22 protein-coding genes and 1 pseudogene are annotated in these 17,586 nt (G+C 71.2%); 13 read left to right on the top strand and 10 right to left on the bottom strand.

Annotation, left to right across the window (positions count from 1 at the left end; translation table 11 throughout):
- Window positions 1-74 precede the first annotated feature (74 nt).
- Together Ssi02_RS31140 and Ssi02_RS31135 are read left to right on the top strand one after the other, a co-directional pair.
- Entirely contained in the window at window positions 75-638 is a 564-nt protein-coding gene (locus Ssi02_RS31140; RefSeq protein ID WP_204031151.1) for a helix-turn-helix domain-containing protein, read from the top strand.
- Between the two features lie 22 nt (window positions 639-660).
- Window positions 661-1,179, top strand: coding sequence for a GNAT family N-acetyltransferase (locus Ssi02_RS31135; protein WP_204031150.1), 519 nt, complete (start codon window positions 661-663; stop codon window positions 1,177-1,179).
- 37 nt (window positions 1,180-1,216) lie between these two features.
- Here Ssi02_RS31135 and Ssi02_RS39005 read toward each other — a convergent pair.
- Both Ssi02_RS39005 and Ssi02_RS31125 read right to left on the bottom strand, forming a co-directional pair.
- Window positions 1,217-1,372: pseudogene (locus Ssi02_RS39005) on the bottom strand (SDR family NAD(P)-dependent oxidoreductase); the annotation flags it as partial.
- Window positions 1,369-2,067 (bottom strand): FMN-dependent NADH-azoreductase, encoded by a 699-nt coding sequence (locus tag Ssi02_RS31125; protein WP_204031149.1) that lies wholly within the window; start codon window positions 2,065-2,067, stop codon window positions 1,369-1,371. The gene Ssi02_RS31125 and the pseudogene Ssi02_RS39005, both read right to left, overlap by 4 nt.
- 95 nt (window positions 2,068-2,162) lie before the next feature.
- On the opposite strand from Ssi02_RS31125, the gene Ssi02_RS31120 reads away from it, so the two are divergent.
- On the top strand, window positions 2,163-2,675 hold the full coding sequence (locus Ssi02_RS31120; protein ID WP_204031148.1) for a MarR family winged helix-turn-helix transcriptional regulator: 513 nt from the start codon (window positions 2,163-2,165) through the stop codon (window positions 2,673-2,675).
- 21 nt (window positions 2,676-2,696) lie between these two features.
- On the opposite strand, the gene Ssi02_RS31115 is transcribed toward Ssi02_RS31120, so the two are convergent.
- Both Ssi02_RS31115 and Ssi02_RS31110 read right to left on the bottom strand, forming a co-directional pair.
- Window positions 2,697-3,143, bottom strand: a complete 447-nt coding sequence (locus tag Ssi02_RS31115; RefSeq protein WP_204031147.1) for a DUF5946 family protein — start codon at window positions 3,141-3,143, stop codon at window positions 2,697-2,699.
- A 423-nt stretch (window positions 3,144-3,566) separates the two neighbouring features.
- Window positions 3,567-4,004: a MarR family winged helix-turn-helix transcriptional regulator gene (locus tag Ssi02_RS31110; protein ID WP_204031146.1), complete on the bottom strand. Its 438-nt coding sequence runs from the start codon at window positions 4,002-4,004 to the stop codon at window positions 3,567-3,569.
- Window positions 4,005-4,152: 148 nt separating this feature from the next.
- Between Ssi02_RS31110 and Ssi02_RS31105 the strand changes: the two genes are divergently transcribed.
- Window positions 4,153-4,608 carry an SPW repeat protein gene (locus Ssi02_RS31105; protein ID WP_204031145.1) on the top strand — a complete coding sequence of 152 codons (456 nt, stop codon included), beginning with the start codon at window positions 4,153-4,155 and terminating at the stop codon, window positions 4,606-4,608.
- A gap of 74 nt (window positions 4,609-4,682) precedes the next feature.
- Here Ssi02_RS31105 and Ssi02_RS31100 read toward each other — a convergent pair whose 3' ends face one another.
- Together Ssi02_RS31100 and Ssi02_RS31095 are read right to left on the bottom strand one after the other, a co-directional pair.
- Window positions 4,683-5,108: an ester cyclase gene (locus Ssi02_RS31100; RefSeq protein ID WP_204031144.1), complete on the bottom strand. Its 426-nt coding sequence runs from the start codon at window positions 5,106-5,108 to the stop codon at window positions 4,683-4,685.
- A gap of 308 nt (window positions 5,109-5,416) precedes the next feature.
- Entirely contained in the window at window positions 5,417-6,760 is a 1,344-nt protein-coding gene (locus Ssi02_RS31095; RefSeq protein WP_204031143.1) for an alpha/beta fold hydrolase, read from the bottom strand.
- A gap of 408 nt (window positions 6,761-7,168) precedes the next feature.
- Between Ssi02_RS31095 and Ssi02_RS31090 the strand changes: the two genes are divergently transcribed.
- From Ssi02_RS31090 to Ssi02_RS31075, 4 genes are all read left to right on the top strand, one after another.
- Complete coding sequence (locus tag Ssi02_RS31090; RefSeq protein WP_239130138.1) at window positions 7,169-7,867, top strand: SDR family oxidoreductase; 699 nt, start codon at window positions 7,169-7,171, stop codon at window positions 7,865-7,867.
- 90 nt (window positions 7,868-7,957) lie between these two features.
- A complete protein-coding gene (locus Ssi02_RS31085) occupies window positions 7,958-8,827 on the top strand; it encodes a class I SAM-dependent methyltransferase (protein ID WP_204031141.1) in 870 nt (289 codons plus the stop codon).
- Between the two features lie 81 nt (window positions 8,828-8,908).
- Entirely contained in the window at window positions 8,909-9,613 is a 705-nt protein-coding gene (locus Ssi02_RS31080) for a Crp/Fnr family transcriptional regulator (protein ID WP_239130137.1), read from the top strand.
- A 74-nt stretch (window positions 9,614-9,687) separates the two neighbouring features.
- Entirely contained in the window at window positions 9,688-10,170 is a 483-nt protein-coding gene (locus Ssi02_RS31075) for a hypothetical protein (RefSeq protein ID WP_204031139.1), read from the top strand.
- Window positions 10,171-10,188: 18 nt separating this feature from the next.
- On the opposite strand, the gene Ssi02_RS31070 is transcribed toward Ssi02_RS31075, so the two are convergent.
- Window positions 10,189-10,806: an NADPH-dependent F420 reductase gene (locus Ssi02_RS31070; RefSeq protein ID WP_204031138.1), complete on the bottom strand. Its 618-nt coding sequence runs from the start codon at window positions 10,804-10,806 to the stop codon at window positions 10,189-10,191.
- Window positions 10,807-10,899: 93 nt separating this feature from the next.
- Here Ssi02_RS31070 and Ssi02_RS31065 point away from each other — a divergent pair, with 93 nt between their 5' ends.
- The 3 genes from Ssi02_RS31065 to Ssi02_RS31055 all read left to right on the top strand — a co-directional run bounded on the left by Ssi02_RS31065 (window position 10,900) and on the right by Ssi02_RS31055 (window position 12,656).
- On the top strand, window positions 10,900-11,247 hold the full coding sequence (locus Ssi02_RS31065; RefSeq protein WP_239130135.1) for a winged helix-turn-helix transcriptional regulator: 348 nt from the start codon (window positions 10,900-10,902) through the stop codon (window positions 11,245-11,247).
- 78 nt (window positions 11,248-11,325) lie between these two features.
- Complete coding sequence (locus Ssi02_RS31060) at window positions 11,326-11,985, top strand: cysteine peptidase family C39 domain-containing protein (protein WP_239130133.1); 660 nt, start codon at window positions 11,326-11,328, stop codon at window positions 11,983-11,985.
- Between the two features lie 23 nt (window positions 11,986-12,008).
- On the top strand, window positions 12,009-12,656 hold the full coding sequence (locus Ssi02_RS31055) for a class I SAM-dependent methyltransferase (protein WP_204031137.1): 648 nt from the start codon (window positions 12,009-12,011) through the stop codon (window positions 12,654-12,656).
- Between the two features lie 605 nt (window positions 12,657-13,261).
- On the opposite strand, the gene Ssi02_RS31050 is transcribed toward Ssi02_RS31055, so the two are convergent.
- Entirely contained in the window at window positions 13,262-13,777 is a 516-nt protein-coding gene (locus Ssi02_RS31050; RefSeq protein ID WP_204031136.1) for an acyl-CoA-like ligand-binding transcription factor, read from the bottom strand.
- A gap of 15 nt (window positions 13,778-13,792) precedes the next feature.
- Between Ssi02_RS31050 and Ssi02_RS31045 the strand changes: the two genes are divergently transcribed.
- Both Ssi02_RS31045 and Ssi02_RS31040 read left to right on the top strand, forming a co-directional pair.
- Window positions 13,793-14,041, top strand: a complete 249-nt coding sequence (locus Ssi02_RS31045; RefSeq protein WP_204031135.1) for a hypothetical protein — start codon at window positions 13,793-13,795, stop codon at window positions 14,039-14,041.
- A 187-nt stretch (window positions 14,042-14,228) separates the two neighbouring features.
- A complete protein-coding gene (locus tag Ssi02_RS31040; protein WP_204031134.1) occupies window positions 14,229-15,647 on the top strand; it encodes an amidase in 1,419 nt (472 codons plus the stop codon).
- Between the two features lie 233 nt (window positions 15,648-15,880).
- Here the strand turns inward: Ssi02_RS31040 and Ssi02_RS31035 are convergent, their stop codons facing one another.
- Both Ssi02_RS31035 and Ssi02_RS31030 read right to left on the bottom strand, forming a co-directional pair.
- Window positions 15,881-16,975, bottom strand: a complete 1,095-nt coding sequence (locus Ssi02_RS31035; RefSeq protein ID WP_204031133.1) for a winged helix DNA-binding domain-containing protein — start codon at window positions 16,973-16,975, stop codon at window positions 15,881-15,883.
- 67 nt (window positions 16,976-17,042) lie between these two features.
- Window positions 17,043-17,465 (bottom strand): VOC family protein, encoded by a 423-nt coding sequence (locus Ssi02_RS31030; protein ID WP_204031132.1) that lies wholly within the window; start codon window positions 17,463-17,465, stop codon window positions 17,043-17,045.
- Between the last annotated feature and the right edge of the window lie 121 nt (window positions 17,466-17,586).

The raw sequence follows: 17,586 nt of genomic DNA, 5'->3' as shown, positions 1-17,586 counted from the left end.
TCTACAACCGGAAGTGGGACGCGTGCTCGGCCCCGCCATATTCTGCCTCCCATATATGGGATATCCTCCCGGATATGGGACATGATGAAGTGGAGGCGCGGCTCGCCCGCCGGCTGGCGCTCCTGCGCACCGACCACGGCTGGCCGCTCGACGAGCTCGCCCGCCGGACCGGCGTGAGCCGCTCCACCCTGTCGCGCCTGGAGCGCGGCGAGATCAGCCCGACGGCGGGCCTGCTCGGGAAACTGTGCACCGCCTACGGGCGCACCATGTCGCAACTGCTCGCCGAGGTCGAGGCCGAGCCGCCCCAGCTCGTCCGCGCCGACCGGCAGCTCGTCTGGCGCGACGAGGCGTCCGGCTTCACCCGCCGCTCGGTCTCCCCGCCGCGCCCCGGACTGCGCGGCGAGATCATCGAGGGCGTCCTGCGGCCGGGGGCGGAGATCTCCTACGACGCACCGCCGCTGCCCGGCCTGGAGCAGCACATCTGGGTGCTGGAGGGCGCCCTGGAGATCACCGTGGACGACGAGGTGCACCCGGTCGGGCCCGGCGACTGCCTGCGGTTCCACCTGTGGGGCAGCACGAGGTTCCACTGCCCCGGCCCCGGCCGTGTGCGCTACGCCGTACTGATCGTCCTGCCCTAGCCTTTGTAAGGAGCATCCGCCCGTGCACACCATCACCCGCCTGCACCCGCACGAATTCCGCGCGAGCGTCGGCGGACTGGCCGACCTGTTCGCCGACGCGGTCGAGGGAGGGGCTTCGCTGGGGTTCGTGGCGCCGTTCGGCCGGAAGGAGGCGGCGGCCTGGTGGCGAGGCCAGGAGGCTGCGGTCGCCGCCGGCACCCTACTGGTGTGGGCCTCCCACGACGGGCACCGCGTCACCGGCGTCGTCGGGCTCACGCTGAGCCCCAAGCCCAACGGCAGGCACCGGGGCGAGATCGTCAAGCTGATGGTCCACCGCGCCGCCCGGGGGCGGGGGCTGGGCCGGGCGCTGCTGTCCACGGCGGAGCGGGCCGCGGCGGAGGGCGGGGTGTCGCTGCTCCTGCTGGACACCGAGACCGGCAGCGTGGCCGACCGCCTGTACGGCGCAGCCGGGTGGACGCGGTACGGGGTGGTTCCTGCCTATGCCGCCGATCCGGGCGGGGTGTTGAGGGATTGCAGCTTTTACTACAAGCAACTGGCTTGACCTGCGGGCCCCCCACTGTTTGCGGCCGACTCGCCTCGATGCCGGCGGCGACCTTCGCCGCGCCGTGGGGGTTGCCGCGGTAGGTGATCGCGACGCGGGCGCCTTCCCTGCCGTAGGCGCGGGCGGTCGCGGCGCCGATCCCGGTCGAGGCTCCGGTGACCAGGACCACCCGGCCGTTGAGATCGGTGTTCATGGCGTCCTCCTGTCTTCGCTGGTCGGGTGGAGGTTCACCGGCCGGACGGCGTCTCGGGCCGCCAGAGCGTGCACCCGGTCGAGCGCCGCGGCGTGGGAGGCCTCGTGCTGCCCGCGGAAATCCGCGAGGAACGGCATGACCGTGGCGTGGGTGAGTTCGGCGTGGACGAACTCGACGTCGTGCAGTCCGAGCGCGGAGAAGTAGGCGCGCAGGTAGGGCTCCTGGAAGTCGTACCGCTCGCGGGGCGTGCCCGGCCCGTAGCCTCCGCCGCGGGCGCTCAGCACCACGGCCGACTTGCCCTGGAGCGGCAGCCAGGGCAGGGTCACGCGGTCGATCCACGCCTTGAGCGCGGCGGGCACCGAGTAGTTGTACATCGGCGCGCCGAGGAGCAGGACGTCCGCGGCGAGGAGCTGCTCGACCAGCGGGCGGGTGGCCGCCCAGCTCCTGGCCGGCCCGGGGGATCCGGCCGCCGCCTTGTCCATGGCCTCGATGTCGCGCACCCCGTGCACGGACGACCGGGTGGCGAGGTGGACGCGGTCCTCGTCGACGGGGGCTACCGGGTCCGCCACCAGGTCGCGGTAGGTGTAGGTCCCGCCGGGGTGGGTGGTGCGCCAGCCGGTCACGAAGGCTTCGCCGAGCCTGCGGGAGAACGACTCCCTTCGTCCGCTGGCGTCCAGGTGAAGGAGATGAGTCACACGATTGCCTAACATCTGAGATGATCTGGATTTGAAATCAATATAGTCCAAGACGATTTCAAGTCAAGAACATCTAAGCTTGCTACCATGTGGTCATGGCCGTCTCTCCCGCTCCCGAAGGCTCGCCCGGCAGCCGGCTGCATGAGGACCTGCACTGGCTGTTCGCACGGCTGAAGCAGGGCCTGGCCACGGCGGAGACCGCCGCCGTGCGCGAGCACGGCATGACCTTGTGGGGCTACACCGTCCTGCTGGCGATCGTCGAGGCCCCCGCCCGCACCCAGCTCGCCCTAGCCCAGGCCGTGTCGGTCGACAAGAGCAAACTCGTCCTCATCCTCGACGAGCTGGAGGACGCCGGCCTGGTGCGCCGCCGCCCCGACCCCGCCGACCGCCGGGCCCGCATCGTCGAGGCCACCCCCGAGGGCGGCCGCGCACTCAAAGCCGCCCGCGGCGACGTCCAGGCGATCGAGGACCGCCTCCTGGCAGACCTCACCACCTCGGCCCGCACTTCACTGCGCAGCACGCTGCGGCACCTCGCCGGCGACCCGGTCGCGAGAGTCGAGGACGGCAGACCCCACGAAACCGCCTGCCCACCCGGAGGCGCCCCCTGATCCGCAGCTCGGCGCCGATCTTCAGCGAGGGGCCCAGGCGTCGGCGGTGGCTCTGGCCCAGGCGGTGACCCGCTCGGGGAAGCCGTCGGCGGGGAAGGTCCCGTCGCGGGCGACGTCGGCGATGGTGACGCCATACGCCGGCGCCTCCGGAGCGGGGGGCATGGCCGCGGCGCCGGGCAGCACTCCGGTGCGGTTGCGGTGGGAGTTGGCGCGGCGGGCACGTGCGGTGAGCCTGGCGACCGCGGGGAGGCCCTCGTCGAGGTAGGCGTGCAGGATCGCCCAGGTCCTGGTCCGGTCGGGGCCGGCAGGCAGGCGGCTCGGATGCTGGAGCAGGAAGCAGGCGACCGTCACCCCGTGCAGCGGCCCCCACGGCGCGAGCCTGGAGTGGTCAAGCGCGAGCACGGCGTGGAAGAGCTCCTCACACGTGTACGGCAGCGCGGGGGCTCCGCATTCGGGGCAGCGTGTCATGAGTCCTTCTCCTCCGGGTGGGAGAGCCGGTCTGCTTGGCGCCGATCGATGCGCTCCGCGAGATCGCCTGCGGATCCGCATCAATCTTCTCCCCCTCCTCACACGTCGCGACGGGAGGCCGCGCCGACGGCGACGCCCCTGCCCGGCCAGAGGATTGCCCACCAGGGTAAAGCCTCCAGTCGCTGGAGGGTCAAGCGTCCCCCGGTCAGCCGTGCCACCTCGCGTGCGGGCGGGGAATCCGGAGGCCACGGCCGTGGAGGGTAAAACTCTCCCCCCCTTTTCTCATCCCGCACTGCGGGCGCCGGATTCACGCGCCCACTCCCGTGGAGAGGCACGGGATTCCCGTCCACAGGCAGCCGAAAGCGCCCTCTCAGGGCGTGAGTGGCCCAAGAGGGCGGAGAGCCGAGAGGCGGGGGCTGCCTCTTATGGGGTCTCGGCGGTGGCTGCGACGGGTTCGGACAGACCGGCGACCAAAGCCAGCCTGTGGAGCTCCTCCAGATGAGGGGCGCTCAGAAGCGACAGTTTGTCCTCGCCGTGCTCTGTGAGCCTGAGGCGCACGACACGGCGGTCCTTGCCTTCGCCGCGTTTGCGGACGACCAGGCCCAGTTGCTCCACCCGGTCGACCAGTTGCACGGTGCTGTGGTGCCGGATGCACAGGTATGCCGCGAGCTCCTTGATGGTCGGGCCCTGAGGGTCGGCGTGCCCGCGGATGGCCAGCAGCAGCTGATGCTGGGTGGCCGTCAGGCCCACTTCGGCGGCGCGCTCCTCACTCCACCGTAGAAACCGGCGCAGCCCCGCCCGGAACCCGAGCAACCTGGTGTATTCGTGGTCGCTGAGATGTCTGGGCGGCAACGACTCCAATGGAACCAACTCCTTCTCACATGATATTATCACAGTATGATATATCGGTGAGGTGAGAGAAGGAACAACACGGTTCCCTATTCAAGACGCCTCGCTCCGCGAACAACCTCAAGGCGCATAACGCACAATGAGGAAGGTGGTGGAGACCATGACCGGTCACACCATGAGCACACACCCCGACATAGCGGAGATGCGAGCGAAGTACGAGCTCGTTGCCGAGACTCCGACCGCCAAGGTGGTCGCAGGTCTCACCTTCCTAGCCGGGCTCTATCTCGCGGTCTCGCCGTGGATCGTCGGCTTCACCGGATTCACGACGCCGACCGTGAACAACCTGGTCACCGGAATCGCGCTGGCCTTCCTGGCCCTCGCGTTCGCCACGGCCTATGGCCGCACGCACGGCATCGCATGGGTCGTTCCGCTGATCGGACTCTGGACGATCGTCTCCCATTGGGTCATGAACCCGCACATCGCCCCGGCAGCGATGATCTGGAACAACGTGGCAACAGGCATCGTCATCCTGGCGCTCGGCCTGGCCGCGGTCTTCATGGGCAGTGAGCGGAAGGCCCGGAAGACCCGGGAGGTCCGGGACGTCCGGGAGCACTGATACGGCGACGCCCCGCACCGGCGGGAGCCGGGTAACCCGGCTTCCGCCATCCCCCCATAGAGGTTCACACCTGTTCACACCGTGTCGGACAGGCGGCCGAGCTGGGCCAGCAGTTCGAGCTGGTCGTAGTAGAGGCGCAGGCTCACGATGTATCCATACTCGGCCGTGCACACATAGCAGCCGCGGAGCTGCACGGCGCGGCCCGTCGGAGGGACGTCGACCCCCGCGACCAGCCAGGGGTCCCCGGTGTGGGTGCCGGTGATCGACACCTCGTCCACGGTCGTGTCGCCGGCGTCCACCGACTCCCACGACGCCATGTGGGCGTCGGGAAACGACTGCCAGAACAGCGCGATGTGGGAGGCGAACTCCTCGTGCCCCTCGGCGGGCCCCTCAGGGCTGATGCCCACCGCGGTGGGGCTGAAGGCGCTCAGCACCATGTCCATGTCGTGGGCGCAAAAGCCGCTGATGTACCTGTCCATGGCCTGGCGTGCGTGGTTCATCGTCTTCCCCCGATGACATCTGCGGGACTGCCCTCTCCCCTGGACGCGGCCCCCCGATAGCAGGATCGTACGGGGCACGGCCCCTGCCACAGGTAAAACGCCTGCACACGGCATCCCGCAGGAAACAGCAGGTTAAACAACCCCAAAAAATGACAGCCGCCCCACCACGGGGGCGGGAGCGGCCGTACGGCACAGCCCGCAAAACCGGACCGCCCATCACTCCGGGCCGCGCACCGTGACCGCGACCTTGGCCGCCGCCCGCCCGCCGCGCAGGTGGGCGACGACGCCCGCGGACCCCGGGGACACCGTCACGCCCCGCACTCGGTCCGCTGCGGATGACGGCCGTTGACGAGATAGACCGTCGCCGCGGCATCGGCACACGGCACACCGGCGCCGACCACCTGCCCGCTGTTGGCCTTCACCACCAGCAGGGAGGCGTTGAACCGCGACGCCACCGCCCTCGCACCCGAAAGCGGCGTGAAGTGGTCCTCGTCTCCGTTCACGATCAGCGGCCGCACCCGCCCAGGGTTGCGCAGCGGCCCCAGCGGCGGGGCGGGCCGCGGCCACGCCCCGCACGACACGAACGTGGACGCCGTCTGCGGCGTGTGGCTCTCCCGCGCTCCGGCACTGCGATAGTCGTTCAACACCCCGAGCACACTCTTGGCCCACGCGAAGTCCGTGCAATAGGCCCCGAGCAGCAGCGCCGTACTCGGCCGCGACGACAGCAGCGCCGCGATGTCGGCCGGCACCCCGCCGGTCGCCAGCCGCTTCAACCCGGTCGGGTCCCCTGTGCCGGCCTGCGCGACCGCCGTCCCGAACTCCGGCCAATGCGGAGGATCCAGCGACACGGCGAACGCCGCATCCAAAACCGTCCGATATGCCGGTTCCTCCCCCGGCGCGGGCTGCTGCCGCAACCGTGCCGCGGCCTTCGCCTGTCCCACGGGATCCTCACTGATGGGACACTCCTCGGCGTGCTCCCGGCACCACGGTGCGAACCCCGCCAGGCTCTGCCGCAGCGTCGTCGTGAACACATTGGCCAGCGAGTCGCCCCCCGGGGGCTGCGGCATCGGCCGCTCCGCCTGCAACGTGTAGTCGACACCGCTCGTCGCGGTGTCCACCGCCCCCGTGAACAGCGCCGCCCGCACCCGATCCGGATAAGTCGCGAGATATGCCTCACCGATGATCGACCCGTACGAGTGCATCCACAACGACAACTGCTTCTCCCCCAGAGCACGGCGGATCGCGTCCACATCGTGCGCCACCGCCAGGCTGCCGAGCTGCCCCGCGAGCGGGCCGAGCCGCTGCTCACACTCGGTCACAAAGGCGCGAGCCGAGGAGTCGACCGCGTTGACGTCGGGAATGGCGGTCAGGCTCGGCAACTTGGCCAGCTCCACCACCGCCCCCTGCGGAGTGCCGCAGTCGACACGGTTGCTCTGCCCCACACCGCGCGGGTCGAACCCGATGATGTCGAAGGCATCGGTGAGCTGCCGCGGCCACAACGCCGCCGGCACATAGACGCCCTGTGCCTCCGGCCCCCCCGGGTTGTAGACCAGCACCCCGATCCTGCGCGCCCGATCGGGCGCCGGCAGCCTCGACATCGCCATCTCAAGCCGGGGCCCCGAAGGATTGGCGTAGTCCACCGGCACACTCACAGTGCTGCACTCCCGCGTAGGCTGACCCGTCACCGGGCACTCCACCCACTCCGCGAGCCCCGCCCGGCCGGTCGGCTCCTGCCCGCAGCAAGAGAGTGCGGCAAGAGCCACGAGCGCAAGGCCCGCGCGCCACGGCAGTCTAGGCATCGGCGCTCCCCGAGGTCACATGGTCGTCCCCTCCGAGCGTCCATCACCACCCGCCGCCACCACGCCACCACCCGCCGTCCTTGGCCGAACATTGGCCCACACACCCACCCCGCGAAGCACGTCCGCGCCGGGCCTCACACCCATCCGACAGACCGCCCGTGCACGTCGGAGAAAGCCCGGGCCACACGCCCGACGCGCTGAAGCGGACCGGCACGATCAAAGCCTCAAAGCGGGAACACCCCCGTGGGAGGATGGACTCCCGTGCACACACCGGTTCTCCTCATCACCGGCGCCACCGGCGGCATCGGCGCGGCCACCGCGCGCCTCGCATCCGCCCGCGGCTATCGCCTCGTCCTGACCTCCCGAGACACCACACGCCTGCGAACCCTCGCGGACGACCTCGGCGGACCCGCCCACGCCACCCCCCTGACCTGCGACATCACCGACGCCGCCCAGGTCCGGGCCATGGCCGTGCGCGCCGCCTCCGCCTACGGGCGCCTCGACGCCGCCTTCGTCAACGCCGGCGCCTTCACCGCCGCCCCGCTCCTCACCACACCCGGCGTGCCCGGCGAGTGGCGCGACATGGTCCTCACCAACGTGTACGGCACAGCCGTCACCGCCCACACCCTCTGGCCCCATCTGGCCGCCACCCGCGGCCACCTCGTCATCACCGGCTCGGTCGCCGGCCTGGTCACCGTGCCCGGAAGCCTCTACTCAGCCACCAAATGGGCCGTCACCGGCCTCGCCGCCGCACTCCGCGCCGCCGCCACCGGCTCGGGCGTGCGCGTCACCGCCGTGCACCCCGGCCTCGTCGAAACGGGCGGCAGAACCCCGGGACGCGAACACGACCCCGCCCTGCCACCGGACGCCGTGGCCACAGCGGTCCTTTACGCCCTCGCCCAGCCCGAGGACGTCGACGTCAACGACATCGTCGTCCGCCCCACCGGGCAACACCGCTGACCCCGCTTGCCGAAGCGGCAACCGAATTTGCCACCACGGCCCCCACCGGCGCACCCTGAACACCGGACACCCCGGGAAGGACACCCCCACGTGAGCAAACACCACCACCATCACGACACCGAACCCGACTGGGAGGCACTCGGCGCACACCTCGAACGCGAGGCCGGACTCCACGCCTCCTACCACGACCAGGCCGCACGCTGGCTCCACGACCTCACCGACGGCAAGGCCACCCGCATCCTCGACGTCGGCAGCGGACCCGGCGTCTTCGCCTGCCGCCTCGCCGGCCACTTCCCCCACGCCGACGTCGTCGCCGTCGACCAGGGCCACGGCCTCCTCGACCGCGCCCGCCGCCGCGCCGCCGAACACGGACTCGCCGACCGCCTCACCACCCTCCAGGCCGACCTGCCCGAGCAGTTCGACACCCTCGGCACCGCCGACCTCATCTGGACCAGCAACGTCGTCCACCACCTCGGCGACCAGCAGGCCGCGCTCAACGGCCTCGCCGCCCGCCTACGCCCCGGCGGCGTGCTCGCCGTCGCCGAACGCGGCCTCCCCTTCCGCTTCCTCCCCCGCGACATCGGCCAGGGCCGCCCCGGCCTCCAAGCCCGCATCGACGCCGCCCTCGAAGACTGGTTCACCGCCATGCGCGACCAGACCCCCGATACGGCACAAGCCCACGAAGACTGGCCCGCCATGCTGACCGAAGCCGGCCTCACCCCCACCGGCACCCGCACCTTCCTGACCGACCTGCCCGCCCCCCTCCCCCCCGCCGCCCGCGAACACCTCCACGCCCACGTCACCCGCCTCCACGAGGTCCTCGCCGACCGGCTCGACCCCGCAGACCACGCCGTCCTCGGCGACCTCCTCGACGGCGACAGCCGTACATCCATCCTCACCCGGCCGGACGCCTTCTACCTGTCCGCCAACACCGTCCACACCGCCCGAACCCCCTCCTGAACTCAGCCTGAACACACCCCGCCTCCCGCGGATAGCATTCACATGCCGACAGCATGCCGTCTCGCTCCCGCGGGAGGATCCGTGCCACCGCCCCCCTGGCCGACCGGGACATTCCTCGCGCGACTGCCCGACCAGGCCCGCCGCGACCTCCTCACCCTCGGCACCCTCCGCGACTACCCCGCCGGGCACACCCTCATCGAACAAGGCGACCGCTCAGACCTCGTCTTCGTCCTCATGCGCGGCCTCACCAAGGTGACCGCCGCCAACGAGAACGGCACCACCGCCCTACTCGCCGTGCGCGTGCGCGGCGACGTCGTCGGCGACATGGCCGCCGTCGACGGCGCCGCCCGCTCGGCCACCGTCGTCACCTGCGGCGCCACCGTCGCCCGGCTCATCAAAGGCGACGCCTTCCTCGCCTACCTGCGCACCCGCCCGGCCGCCGCGCTCGCACTCGCCACCTTCGGCGGCGACCGCCTGCGCTGGGCCAACCAGCGCCGCCTGGAGTTCTCCGGCTACCCCGGCGACGTGTGCCTCGCCCGCCTGCTGCTGACCCTCGCCGCACGCCACGGCACCCCCGGCCCCGAGGGCACCGAACTCGGCGTCCCCCTCACCCAGATCGAACTCGGCGGCCTCATCGGCGCCAAGGAAAGCACCGTGCACAAAGCCTTGCGCGACTTCACCGCCCACGGCCTCGTCCACCGCACCGGCCCCCGCCGGATCGTGATCACCGACCTCCCCGGCCTGCTGCGCCGCGCCGACCTCCCACCAGGCCGCGACAAGCCGTAAAAATCCGGCCGACCCCTGGTGAAACCTCCGCACAATCAATGCGGCACACCCCCGCGACCAGGAGGAACACCACCATGCTGGTGATCAGCGCCGCCATCGAGCAATACGGCACAAGCCACCCAGGCGACCGCCCCCGGCTCCAGGCCATGCTCGCCCACATCCTCGACGTCGCCGCCGGCACCGCAGGCCTCGCCGCCGACTGGAGACACGGCTACGCCGCCGTCGCCCCGGACACCGACACCGGCCCCTTCCTCGACACCCTCGCCGCCGTCCTCAGCGTCGTCAACATGGGCCGCACCCCCGTGCGCCTCCGCCTCGCCGCCGACCACACCACCGGACCTCCGGCCCGCCACGCCGCACAACTCTGCGACGCCGCCGCACTCCTCACCGCCATGGCCGCCCGCCCCGCCACCGCCCTCGGCGCAATCCTCTTCGCCGAGGCCCTCCACTCCCGGCACGCCCGCCTCCCCCTGACCCCCGTAACCGAGAACGGCAGACGCGCCTACCTGTACCTCCCCGCCCCCCGCCGCATCACCCTGGCCAACCGCGTCATCTAAGCAGGCCCTCCAGCAGGGTCACGCCCCGAGGCCGGGAACCGCCGACCGGGGATCCACCCCCGCGAACGCCAGCCCTATGACGAACCCCGCCGCCTCCTCCACCTGACGGCTCCGCGCCAGCGGCCCCAGCACGGCGGGCACACCACCCGCGTCACGCACCAGCCCGCCCACGACCCGCAGCGCCCCCTCGTCGTCCCCGCACATCACCACCGTCGCCGGACCACCCCCGCCGGCCCACCGCGCCGAGGGGAACATGTTGAACGCCTTCACCACATGCGCCCCCGGAGCCAGCGCGGCGATCCGCTGCGCCCCCGATCCACCGGGCCCGGTCAGCAGCACGCCCACCCCGTGCTCCACCGCGTTGGTCGGGTCGATCAACGGCACCCCCGCCAGGCCGCTCCCGGCGACCTCCAGCACCTCCTCCACGCCGTCCCAGCTCACCGCCAGCAGCACCGCATCACACCCGGCCACCGCCTCACGCAGCCCGGCCGCACTCGCCGTACCCCCCAACCGGCCCGCCAGAGCCGCCGCCTTCTCCCGCGACCTGCCGCCGACCACCACCTCGTGCCCGGCCCGCACCCACGCCGACCCGAGAGCCTCCGCCAGGACACCCGTCCCCAGCACACCGATACGCATCGCGTTCCTCCTCACTCGTGGACTCACGTCGGCCAGCGTAGAAAAACCGCTACGCACCAATCGGTAGGCATGCAATCCCCGACAATGGACCCGATGAGCCACGACACCCCGGTCGCCGACTGCCGCCTGCGCGCCGCCACCGACCTGTTCACCCACACCTGGGACCCCGTCGTGCTCGCCGCCCTGTCCACCGGCCCGCACCGCCGCCACCAACTACGGGCCGCCATCGGCGGCGTGAGCGACAAATCCCTCACCGAAGCGCTCCGCCGCCTCCTCACCAACGGCCTCATCGAACGCCACCCCCAATCGCCCCCCGCCGTCGAATACGCCCTGACCCCCCTCGGCAGAAGCCTCGTCGACGGCCCCATGGCCGCCCTCGGCCAATGGGCCCTCGACCACGGCGACGAACTCCTCGCCGCCCAGCCCGACCCCGGCCCCTGACGCCCGCCACCCCGCCGGCCGCGGCACGATCTCGTAGCATGACCCTCAGATCAAGGCGGTAAGGAGGGACACACACCCGTGGGATGCCAAGCCTGCGCACCCGGCGCGACGACCGATCCCACGCGGGTCGTCCACGACGACGTCCCCCTCCACACGCAGTTCATGAGCCACGACCTCATCGACGCCATCGTGTACGGCGGAGCCGACGCCGCCGGCGACCCCCTCTGGCACACCTCCGGCGCCCGCGACCGCGGCGAATACGGCCGCTGGTGCGGGCACGCCTGCGGCATGGCCTGCCTCCAGATGGTGCTCCACCACCTCCGCGGCCACACCCCGCCCCTCCTCGACCTCCTGCGCGGCTGCCGCGACTACGGCGGCTACGTCGAACACGCCGACGGGCACATCAAGGGCCTCATCTACGCCCCCTTCACCGGCTACGTGCGCGCCGAGCACGGCCTCCAGGCCGACGTCCACCGCCACCTCGCCGTCACCGACATCCCCCGGCTCCTCGCCGAAGGACACCTCGTCCTCGCCTCGGTCCACCGCGAGATCCGCCGTCCCGACCTCCCCGCCCCCGGCCGCGGCGGCCACCTCGTGCTCGTCACCGGCCACGACAACGGCACCCTGCACTTCGCCAACCCCTCCGGCCACACCCCCGGCAGCCGCCGGACCGCCCTCCCCATCGACCTGTTCGACACGTTCTTCGGCAGGCGCGGCATCACGATCTCTTCGCGGTGAAAGTTCCGCTATCGTCCTCACCCATGCCCACCTCACCCCACCTCCAGGAGACCCGGTCCGCCTACGACGCGGTCGCAGCCCTCTACACGGACTTCGCACGCGACGCGCTCGACCACCTCCCCTTCGACCGCGCCATGCTGGCGGCCTTCGCCGAACTCGTGCGCGACGCCGGAACGGTCGCCGACCTCGGCTGCGGGCCCGGCATAGTGACCGCGCACCTGCGGACCCTCGGCGTGACGGCCTTCGGCATCGACCTGTCGCCCGAGATGGTGGCCATCGCCCGGCAGGACCACCCCGGCCTGCGCTTCGACGTCGGCTCCATGACCGCCCTCGACATCCCGGACGGCAGCCTCGCCGGCATCCTCGCGTACTACTCCGTCATCCACACGCCCCCGGCGCTCGTCCCCACCATCCTCGGCGAGTTCCACCGCACCCTCACGCCGGGCGGCCACGCCCTCCTCGCGTTCTTCGCCGACGACCAGGGCAGTCTCGAGCCACGGCCCTTCGACCACAAGGTGTCACTCGCCTACCGCTGGCCGCCCGACCTCCTCTCGCGGCTCCTCCACGACGCCGGCCTCGCCGAAACCGCCAGACTCGTCCGCGAACCCGCCGAAGGCCAACGCTTCCTGCACGGCTGCCTGCTCGTCAGAAAGCCGCTCGCCTCTGCCTAGACGTTTTCCTGTGGTCGATGAATGAGGAAAGGCGACATTTGGTTGATCTTGAAACCGCCCACCGCCTTTACAAAGTAGATCAACATCACGGGCCTCGCCTCCACCGACACTCAGCGGATGGCCGCAGCACGCAACAGCTTCGACCTGGTCATCGACACCATCTCCGCACCCCACGATCTCGCCCCGTATCTGAAACTGGCGGCGATGGACGGCACGCTCAGCCTCCTCGGATACCTGGGCACGCTCACCGCTGAGGCCATGGACCTGCTCGTGGGGCGCAAGAAGCTCAGCTCCGCTGGCAGTGGAGGTCGCCCCGCGACGGCCGAGATGCTCCGGTTCTGCGCCGGCCACGGCATCGCCGCCGACGTCGAAGTGCTGCCCTCGTCACAGGTGGGCACGGCACTCGACCGCCTCCGGCGGAACGACGTCCGCTACCGCTTCGTTCTCGACATGTCCGACCTGGAACTGAAGAGGAGACCCGGCGGGCCAATGTCGTGTGGCCCGCGCGAGGTCGAAGGCGGACCAGTCGACCTGCCCCCAGCAGCCCGGCCGGGCCGCGGAACTCCCTGCGTACGGTGGCCAGGCCAGGCCCTTGCCGTACGGGTTTACAGGCTCAGACCCGACTCCAGGTGGGCCAGCGCCTTGTCGATCTCGGCCGGACCGTCCAGGCGGGAATTCCGCGCCCACTGCGCCCAGACCATGGCCACCACGCCGAGGACGGCGCCGACCGCGTTCCGGATCCGCGGGTCGTCCTCAGCGCATCCAGCCCTGTCCGCCACGATGGCGCAGACCTCGCCGATCAGGTCCGGACTTCTCCGCAGGTTTGCCACCAGCAGCTCGGGCACGGTAGCCGCGAACACTTCCCGCTCGTGCCCCGCGGCGATCTCTTTGGCGGACAGAGCGGCGAACGCCTCGCGGAACGCGCCGTGTAGCACTGTGGTCGGAGCGCCTGGCGGCTGGGCGGCCAGCGCCTCGATGAGAGGCGGGAAGCGGTCTCGTCCCAGGACCAGCAGCAGACCGACCACCCCAACGGTGCGACCGGGCTGGTCGAATGCGTGTTGTGCGTGGCCGACACGGCGTTGCCCGAGTTGGAGCGCCGCTACGAAAGCTATTTCGGTCAAGCGCGACATGGGCGGGTGACGCGTTTCGACCGGGCGAACGTCACCGTCGTGGCCGCATCGGCGCTCGCCGGCCTGCTGCCCGGTGAGCGCCCGGCGATCCTGCCGGCGTTTGTCGCCTATGCGGTAGCCGTACGCGACCTTTCCATCACTGAAAGGCTCCTGCGCGACAACGACGTCCCGGTCGTCCGAACCGGCCCCGCGGAGGTGTTCGTGCCCGGCGCTGCCGCGCGGGGTGTCGCAATCATCTTCCGCCAGGACGGCTGAGGCCGCCGGGCTGTTCGTCACCGTGCCTGCGGGGTCCTCGAATCGCGCGTGACCCGCGAAACAGGCGTCCACGATCTGGATTGGCGTCTCGACATTTGGGCGGCTGACACAGGCTGTGAACACAAGACTGCAATTTTGTGACGATGCCCCCTAGATTCCTCGGCACGGCAAGCAAAGAAGGGGCGCAATGTCGGAAATTTGGGAAATGTCCGCCTGGGAGATGGTGCGGCAGATCCAGGCTCGTACTGTGTCGAGCCGCGAGGTGGTCGAGGCGCACCTGCGGCGGATCGCCGAGGTCAACCCCTGGGTGAACGCGGTCACCGCCGTCCTCGCCGAGCAGGCGCTGCGGGCGGCGGACGCGGCCGACCGGGCGCTGGGCTCCGGCGTGCCGGTCGGCCCGCTGTGCGGGGTTCCGGTGACTGTGAAGGAGAACATCGACGTCGCGGGATCGGCCACGACACTGGGCATCGTCCCGCTGCGCGACGCGGTCGCCGCCGCGGACGCGCCGCACATCGCCGAGCTGCGCGTGGCCGGGGCCATCCCGATCGGGCGGACCAACATGCCCGAGTTCGGCATGCGCTGGCACACCGGCAACGAGTTGCGCGGTGCCACCCGTAACCCCTGGTCGGCCGCGCACACGCCAGGCGGCTCCAGCGGCGGCGACGCCGTGGCCGTGGCGACCGGTATGGCGGCGCTGGGGCTGGGCAACGACGGGGGCGGCTCGCTGCGCTGGCCCGCCCAGTGCTGCGGCGTCGCCGCGTTGAAGCCGTCGCTGGGGCGCGTGGCCCAGGTCGGCCTGCCGGCCGGCACTGACGGTCCGCCGCAGCCGGCGCCGTTCGGGTTCCAGCTGCTGGCCGTGCACGGGCCGATCGCCCGGAGCGTAAGGGACCTGCGCCTGGCCTTCACCCACATGTGCGCGGATCACGGCGGGGATCCCTGGCACGCGCCGGTGCCCCTGCACGGTCCCCCGGTTCCCGCGCCTGTGCGGGTCTGGCTCGCCACCGACCCGGACGGCCCCGATCTGGACCCCGGGGTCGCGGCCGCCCTGCGCCAGGCGGCGGAGCGGCTCTCCGACGCGGGGTACGTCGTGACGGAGGGCCGGGCCCCTGCCCTGGTGCGGGCCGGAGAGATCTACACGCAGCTCTTGTCCGCCTACGGCCGGGTGCACGAAGTGCAGCCGCCGGTCGAGTCGGTGGCTTCCAAGGAGTTCGTCCGTTTCTGGGCGGAGTACGAGCCGCATTGGAACCGGGCGGCCGGGCGGGCGGCCTTCGATCCCATGATGGAACGCGCCGCGATCGCGCGTGCCTGGATGGCGTGGATGAGCCAGGCTCCGCTCGTCCTCGCGCCGATCTGCACCGGCCCGGCCTTCCCCGTGGGATCCGACCTCGACGCCGACCGGCTCGCTCGGTGGCCGGCGTCCCTGCGCATGGCGTGGACCGTCAACCTCCTGGGGCTTCCGGCGGTGGCCGTCCCCACAGGCGTGGCCGAGGGGCTGCCTCAGGGCGTCCAGATCATCGGGCCGCGCTTCCGCGAGGACCTGTGCCTGGACGCCGCCGAGGCGATCGAGTCCCGCACTCCTGCGCTGACCCCGATCGCCCCGCGCTAGCCGCCGGGAGGACGTACCGGCCCCAACGCCGCCCTCCGCCGATTCGGCAACTCATCGCCAGCGACTGTTTCTGGATTCCTCAACCCCGGATCTGTGCCTGCCGGTTGGCTGCTTCGGCACGCTGAGGCTCATCCGCTTGGAAGCCAACGCCCCCGCGGACGGCGCCGCCGACCGTGACGCCGTTCACGTTTCGCAGCTGGTCCTACCGAGTCGGGAGCCTCGGCGCGTGATCGTCAGCTTTCGGTGTCGAGTCGGATGTGGTCGATGCCTTCGTCCAGAAAGGTGATCAGGTCCTGTGCTTCGGCGTGGACGGCTTCTTGTTCCTGGGCGGTGAGGGGGCGGAGGGGGCTGATGCGCAGGTGGTCGCCGCGCACGCTCCAGGTGGCGGTGACGCGTCCGTCGACCAGGACCACGCGGTGGCCCGCGACGGACAGCCCCAGGTGAGGGTCGTCGATGATGCGGCTGCGGTCGTGGTAGCCGAGGACGGCGTTGTCGAAGGCCGGGAGAAACCGGACGGGGGCCGGGGTGTCGGGGTGGGGGCGGGGTGCGTCGGGCAGATCGAGCAGTTCGCGGCCGCGTTCGTCGCGGAAGACGACGAGTTCGTCCCGAGCGGCCTTGACTGCGGCGGGAAGACCGGCGAGGCCGCACCAGGCGCGTAGGTCCACGCCGGCGGCGGGCCCGTAGGCGGCGAGGTAGCGCCGTAGCAGCTCCCGCCCGACGGGATCGCCGTCCCCGGCGGGCAGCGGGTCGATGTCCCGTCGCAGCCAGGTGGCCAACGGCAGGTTGCGCACGCAGGCACGCTGTTGCCACAGGCCGCGGGGCGGGAGCTGAGCCATGGGGATGAGGGCCGCGACGAGCAGCTCGCCGAGGGCCCGGTGCGGTGGGCCGGGCCAGCGTGCTTCGACGGCTTGCACGAGCTCCCTCATGGTGCGGGGCCGCTGGTCGGCCATGACCGTACGGCCTGCGGCGGCGACCTCGTCCAAGTCGATGCCGGCCAGCTCGCGACGGTAGGTGCCCAGCACTCGCCGGCGCAGCATGGTGTCGTGGCGGGCTCGCCAGGCGAGCGCGTCGCCGGAGGTGACCAGGTGCACCGTACGGCGCATCAGGTGGGTGCGCACCACGGTGCGATCGGTCAGCGCGTCGTCCAGTTGCCGGGGCTTGAAGCCGGATAGACGTGACCACAGCCCGATGAACGGTTCCTGGGGCTCTTGCGCCTGCAGGCCGCACAGGTGGGCCACCGCCTCGGGCACGGCTGTGTCGCTGCGCGCGAGCAGGTGCTGGCGGGCGAGGGTGGCGCGGTTGAGGGCGCGGCTGTCGAGGACGGTCACGGAGTTCTCCAGCTACGGTTCGTTCTTGGGGCGGGCGTCGGCGCGGTTCACGTCGGGCCGGTTGGGTTCAGGCGTTGTACGGCGCGGCGATGTCCAGGACCCAGGTGACGCCGAAGCGGTCGGTCAGCATGCCGTACAGCGGTGCCCACTGTGCGGGCTCCAGCGCACGCACAACGGTCGAGCCTTCGGCGAGCCTGCCCCACAGAGCGGTGATCTCCTCGGTGTCGTCACCGCGCACGGAGACGAAGAACGGGTTCTCGCCCTGGTTCCAGGGCAGATTCGAGGGCACGTCGTAAGCCATGACGTGGAAGCCGTTGTCGCCTGCGACCTCGCCCCACATCACCCAGTCCGCCTCGCTCTCGTTCTGCACAGCGCCTGCGTCCTTGTAGGTAACGGCGACAGTACGCCCACCGAAGACGGACTGATAGAAGTCCAGCGCCTCACGTGCGGCGCCCCGGAAGTTCAGGTGAGTGGTGGTCGTGACAGACATGACGTGCTCCTTGCTTCGCGTGACGAATACGCCGCCGGTCGGGCAGGCCCGCCGACGGTTGCCGTGACCGGGAGCGATGCGGTGCCTCCCTGATGGCTCGTATGCCACCCTGCCCTACATA

It is taken from the genome of Sinosporangium siamense (genome assembly GCF_016863435.1).
Lineage (GTDB): Bacteria > Actinomycetota > Actinomycetes > Streptosporangiales > Streptosporangiaceae > Sinosporangium > Sinosporangium siamense.
This window is presented reverse-complemented; position numbering and strand designations above follow the sequence as displayed.

What these genes read in the sequence shown, in the direction of transcription:
- Ssi02_RS31120 (WP_204031148.1), top strand. Translation starts at nt 2,163, where the DNA reads ATGGCCGTCTCTCCCGCTCCCGAAGGCTCGCCCGGCAGCCGGCTGCAT.
- Ssi02_RS31070 (WP_204031138.1), bottom strand. Translation starts at nt 10,806, where the DNA reads ATGCGTATCGGTGTGCTGGGGACGGGTGTCCTGGCGGAGGCTCTCGGG.
- Ssi02_RS31055 (WP_204031137.1), top strand. Translation starts at nt 12,009, where the DNA reads ATGCCCACCTCACCCCACCTCCAGGAGACCCGGTCCGCCTACGACGCG.
- Ssi02_RS31105 (WP_204031145.1), top strand. Translation starts at nt 4,153, where the DNA reads ATGACCGGTCACACCATGAGCACACACCCCGACATAGCGGAGATGCGA.
- Ssi02_RS31040 (WP_204031134.1), top strand. Translation starts at nt 14,229, where the DNA reads ATGTCGGAAATTTGGGAAATGTCCGCCTGGGAGATGGTGCGGCAGATC.
- Ssi02_RS31100 (WP_204031144.1), bottom strand. Translation starts at nt 5,108, where the DNA reads ATGAACCACGCACGCCAGGCCATGGACAGGTACATCAGCGGCTTTTGC.
- Ssi02_RS31140 (WP_204031151.1), top strand. Translation starts at nt 75, where the DNA reads ATGGGACATGATGAAGTGGAGGCGCGGCTCGCCCGCCGGCTGGCGCTC.
- Ssi02_RS31115 (WP_204031147.1), bottom strand. Translation starts at nt 3,143, where the DNA reads ATGACACGCTGCCCCGAATGCGGAGCCCCCGCGCTGCCGTACACGTGT.
- Ssi02_RS31075 (WP_204031139.1), top strand. Translation starts at nt 9,688, where the DNA reads ATGCTGGTGATCAGCGCCGCCATCGAGCAATACGGCACAAGCCACCCA.
- Ssi02_RS31065 (WP_239130135.1), top strand. Translation starts at nt 10,900, where the DNA reads ATGAGCCACGACACCCCGGTCGCCGACTGCCGCCTGCGCGCCGCCACC.
- Ssi02_RS31030 (WP_204031132.1), bottom strand. Translation starts at nt 17,465, where the DNA reads ATGTCTGTCACGACCACCACTCACCTGAACTTCCGGGGCGCCGCACGT.